The following is a 4,411-nucleotide window of genomic DNA, read 5'->3' on the forward strand; positions in this document are numbered from 1 at the left end:
CACTGCTCGGTGATGACTTTACGGTCCTCACGGTGCTGCCTTCGACAGGCACGATCGACGACGGACGCATGTTCGCTCACTTGCACAGCGTCCAAGACTTATCGGGTGCGGGACCAGTGGTGAACGTAATCGAGATTATGGCGTGCTGTGAAGATGCCGCTGGCGGATTGATTACCAACCTGTCTGCCGAGCTTCCCGAGACACGAATTGTCACGATTGCTCAAGTGGTGCAGACACAAATCGCCGTCAACGGATTGATGTCGCGTTTGTCCTGGGTCTTTCTGTCGATCCTGCTGCTGGTCGGTGGAGCGAGCATCGCGAGCGTGATGTACGCCAACGTGACCGAACGACGCAAGGAAATCGGGACGCTAATGGCGATCGGAGCCAACCGCAACTTTGTCACGCAAATGTTCCTTGGCAAAGCTGCGGTCTTAGGACTCGCCGGTGGAGCCGCGGGCTTTGTTGTCGGCACTATCCTCGCTGCAGTACTTGGACCACAGTTGTTGGGCATTCATGTACGCCCGATGCCGATGCTGTTGGGCGTGGGGATGGGTACGGCAACGATCGTCGCGGTCGCCGCTAGCCTACTACCCGCCCGCCGCGCCGCCGGTCTCGATCCATGCCTCGTTTTTAATGATTGATGATCGCAGATTGGAGATCGAAAGAACGTCAATCTCCAGTCTCCATCCTTTCTTCAAATCTACAACCTTCAATCTCAAATCTACAATCAACCCATGTATCAACTCAATTCTGTTACTCAGACCTACGAACGTCGCGGCCAAATCGTCACGGCACTCGACAACTCCGACCTCACGATTCCCGACAACGACTTCATTGCGATCGTTGGGCCGAGCGGAAGCGGCAAAACAACGCTGCTGTCTGTTCTCGGCGGCATGCTCGCGCCGTCCACTGGCGACGTGATGCTCGATGGCGAATCCTTGTACGACCTGTCAGTGGAAGAACGCACCGCATTACGAGGCCGCAAAATTGGATTCGTTTTCCAGTCGTTCAACTTGATCTCGTGGCTGACTGCCCGCGAAAACGTGCAAATCCCACTGATGTTGTCTGGCAAAACCGCCAAGCAACAAGAAGAGCGTGCGATGGAGATGCTCGACCGCGTTGGCTTGTCCGATCGAACCGATCACCGTCCGTCGGAAATGAGCCAAGGCCAGCAACAACGAGTCGCGTTGGCACGGACGCTTGCCAATGACCCACAGATTATCTTGGCCGACGAACCGACCGGAAACCTCGATTCAGAAACTCGCCAACAGGTGATGAGCTATCTAAATGAATTTCACCAAGACGGACGTACGATCGTCATGGTCACTCACGATGCGGACACCGCCGCGTTCGCGCACCGCACCATTCGGTTAGTCGGCGGAGTCACTCACGAGGTCGCCATTGCAAAAGCCGCCTGAGAAGAAGATGAGGAGTTGGGAGAGGGGAAGCCTGGGAGAAATTGTACTCCTCGTCTCCCAACTCTCCAGTTGCTCAATCTGAAATCTGAAATGTTGATGGCTGCCATTCAGCCGTCAGCTAGGTTCCCGGACCGCGTCACTCACCAGCCGACGCACCGGGAACCGTTTTTACCTCCCGCCCCGAAAACAGAAATCGCTATGGCACTCATTGAAGAATTTGAACGCACGGGATCGTGGCTGTTCCGCTGGCGCAGCTATCTGCCCTTCGTGTTCTTACCGTTGATCGTGACCGCCGTGCTGCGATATCCCGTGATTGAATTGCATCCCAATTTACATTTTATTTGGAGCATCATCAGTCTCGGCGTTTCGCTAGTAGGATTGAAGGTTCGCTGTCACACAGTTGGCCACGCCGCTGACGGAACATCGGGTCGCAACACGAAAACGCAAGCTGCCGAAATACTCAACACAACCGGCTTCTATTCCATCGTCCGGCATCCACTGTACCTCGGCAATTTCCTGATTGTCCTCGGCATTGTGTTGCACTCCGCGGCTCCCTGGTTGGTCGTGGTCTACCTGATGGCATTCGCATTGTATTACGAACGCATCATGTTCACCGAGGAAGCGTTCTTGCGAAGGAAGTTTGGTCGTGAGTTCACCGATTGGTCCAATCGCACGCCCGCGTTCGTACCAAGACTTCGGCAATGGAAGTCAGCGGAACTCCCGTTGGACATCCCCAAAGTTATTCGAGCCGAGTCTGCTGCCGTTGCGGTCATCGCATTGACTTTTCCGGCATTAGAATTTGCGATGCACGAAGCTCAGCAAGGCAATGTCGCCATCGAAACATCGTGGTACATCCTGCTCGGCAGCGGCATTCTTCTCTACATCATCGCTCGGGTTATGAAACGGCAACTCCGACGCTGGCTCAAGTACGAGCGAATCTTGTGCGAGGCTGCAAAGTGAGATCGCAAAGCTCCAAGCACCCTCCTGCGAATCCTGAGCCGCTCAGCGTTAGAGTCGAACGCATCATCAAGCGATATGGCTTCGATGGCGTGCAAGTTTCCAGTGATCAGCCCTGGCACGTCACTCTCACCGGCACCGTTGATGATGTCAACGACCGTGCGTTGGTCGTCGCGATCGCTCGAACCACTCCGGGTGTCACCGTGGTCCGCAGTGAAATCACCCTAACCAAGCAGAACTAAACGGATTCACCTCTCGAACGGAAACATCTCCCATGAAGTTTGATTGCAGAACCATTGTTTGCACTTTGTTTGCGTCGATGATCGCGACGATCGCCATTTCGGCGGAACCAGTTTCAACTGAATCTCATGCGGACGTTGCATCGGCGAACGATCTGTCGAACCTTGTCCGCAAAGTTGCGGATCAGGTTTCGCCCGGAATCGTCACTGTCTACGCTTTGCGTGGGCCAAGAATGACACTTCCTATGCGGTTGCGTGAAAGAGCGATTCACGGTCATCAATCTGCGCCATCGACATATCGGCCAACCACAACGTCGCCACCTGACTCTCCCGACGACCAGGGCTCGGGGGTCGTCATCGACCGTGACGGCTGGGTGCTCACTTGCAGCCACGTCGTTGAAAATGCCAACGCGGTGTTTGTGCGAACGGCGGACGGGCAAAAGTTCCATGCCAGCGAAGTCGTTTGCGATCCTTTCTCCGACTTGGCGATCATCAAACTCAAAGACGCTGCCGACCTGCAAGAGGTCAAATTGGCGGACTCCGACAGCCTGGGTGTTGGCGATTGGGTCATATCGCTCACTTCTCCCTATGATCTTCAACGTTCTGTCAGTGCAGGGATCATCAATTCGACGCAGCGATGGGTTCCGAGTTCACCCTATCCGCTAATTCAGAATGACGCCTGCACCAATCCCGGCAGTTCCGGCGGAGCGTTGCTGAACCTGCACGGCGAAGTCGTTGGAATCATCGAAGGAGCCGTCACGACGACTGGCGAGTTTCAAGGCATCGGATTAGCAACGCCGATCAACGTTGTTAAAGCCGTCGTGGAACAACTTCGCATGAACGGTTACGTCGAGCGATGCCGATTCGGTTTTGAAACCCAACCGCTGACTCCCGACATGGCCACGCTGTTGGAGCCATCGCTTCCAGCCGGGCTGTATGTAAAGGCCGTCATGCCACGATCGCCAGCCAGCCTCGCAGGTTTGCGTGAGGGTGATGTGATTACCGAGTTTGACGGTAAACTTGTGACGCAATCTTTTGACCCGGACTCAATCAACGCGAACGCGGCAACTGTCAAATCACAGGCGATGAAAGTGCTTCGCGACCACGAGGTCATTGGTTTACAAATTTCACTTGAACACGCATCGCACTCTAACGCAACACCGACAATTCCCCAGACGCCGCCAACGGATTCATTCGAGCACTACGATTCGCTCAACGGCCTGGGACTCGCGACGCTGACTCCGTCGCTGGTTCGTGAGCTTGACCTTCCACTGGATGCACACGGCCCGTTGATTACGCATGTTTCTTACGATAGTGAAGCGTATCGCGAGGGCATAGCGGCTGGCATGGTAATTGCTCGCGTCAACGATCGGCGAATTGAATACCTAGCCCAGTACGCAGAGATCATTAAAGAGCTGGAGCCTGGTAAGCCAGTGCTCTTTCTGTTGCAGTCCGATCAAGGCTCGCATTTGGTGATGTTGGAAACACATAGGCGAAAAGGTGACCAGTAACCCAAATGAGATCGACATACGCATGAGAAAAGAAAAGATTGAACTAAGGCTACTTCTGCCGACGGTCAGCGATGCGGACGATTCGTGCATCAGGCGGCTGGTGGAATTGCTGCAAAGCAAGACAGGAATAGACGCCGCACATTCGCTCAAGCTGAGTGACGAAAGCCCAGGCCAAATCTGCGTTCACTATGACCCGAATGTGGTATCGACGGGCGAGGTTCGCGAAATGGCACGGCGTGCTGGCGCGGAGCTTGACCAGCGATACGGGCATTGGCATAAACGAGTT

General features: G+C 54.7%; 5 protein-coding genes and 1 pseudogene. All 6 read left to right on the forward strand.

Annotated features, from left to right (window positions below; all coding sequences use genetic code 11):
• On the forward strand, nt 1–641 hold a 641-nt coding region (locus RMSM_RS26730), incomplete at its 5' end, for an ABC transporter permease (protein ID WP_040769523.1).
• 93 nt (nt 642–734) lie between these two features.
• Nucleotides 735–1,418, forward strand: coding sequence for an ABC transporter ATP-binding protein (locus RMSM_RS26735; protein WP_008704183.1), 684 nt, complete (start codon nt 735–737; stop codon nt 1,416–1,418).
• Between the two features lie 198 nt (nt 1,419–1,616).
• Nucleotides 1,617–2,378: a methyltransferase family protein gene (locus RMSM_RS26740; RefSeq protein ID WP_008704185.1), complete on the forward strand. Its 762-nt coding sequence runs from the start codon at nt 1,617–1,619 to the stop codon at nt 2,376–2,378.
• The gene (locus RMSM_RS26745) at nt 2,375–2,617 is read left to right on the forward strand and encodes a BON domain-containing protein (RefSeq protein ID WP_008704187.1); all 243 of its coding nucleotides are present in this window, start codon (nt 2,375–2,377) and stop codon (nt 2,615–2,617) included. The genes RMSM_RS26740 and RMSM_RS26745 overlap by 4 nt, the downstream gene beginning before the upstream one ends.
• 32 nt (nt 2,618–2,649) lie before the next feature.
• Entirely contained in the window at nt 2,650–4,125 is a 1,476-nt protein-coding gene (locus tag RMSM_RS26750) for a trypsin-like peptidase domain-containing protein (protein ID WP_008704189.1), read from the forward strand.
• Nucleotides 4,126–4,147: 22 nt separating this feature from the next.
• Nucleotides 4,148–4,411: pseudogene (locus RMSM_RS26755) on the forward strand (heavy metal translocating P-type ATPase); the annotation flags it as partial.

The sequence above is a fragment of the Rhodopirellula maiorica SM1 genome, assembly GCF_000346295.1.
GTDB classification, from domain to species: Bacteria; Planctomycetota; Planctomycetia; order Pirellulales; family Pirellulaceae; genus Novipirellula; species Novipirellula maiorica.

What these genes read in the sequence shown, in the direction of transcription:
- RMSM_RS26735 (WP_008704183.1), top strand. Translation starts at nt 735, where the DNA reads ATGTATCAACTCAATTCTGTTACTCAGACCTACGAACGTCGCGGCCAA.
- RMSM_RS26740 (WP_008704185.1), top strand. Translation starts at nt 1,617, where the DNA reads ATGGCACTCATTGAAGAATTTGAACGCACGGGATCGTGGCTGTTCCGC.
- RMSM_RS26750 (WP_008704189.1), top strand. Translation starts at nt 2,650, where the DNA reads ATGAAGTTTGATTGCAGAACCATTGTTTGCACTTTGTTTGCGTCGATG.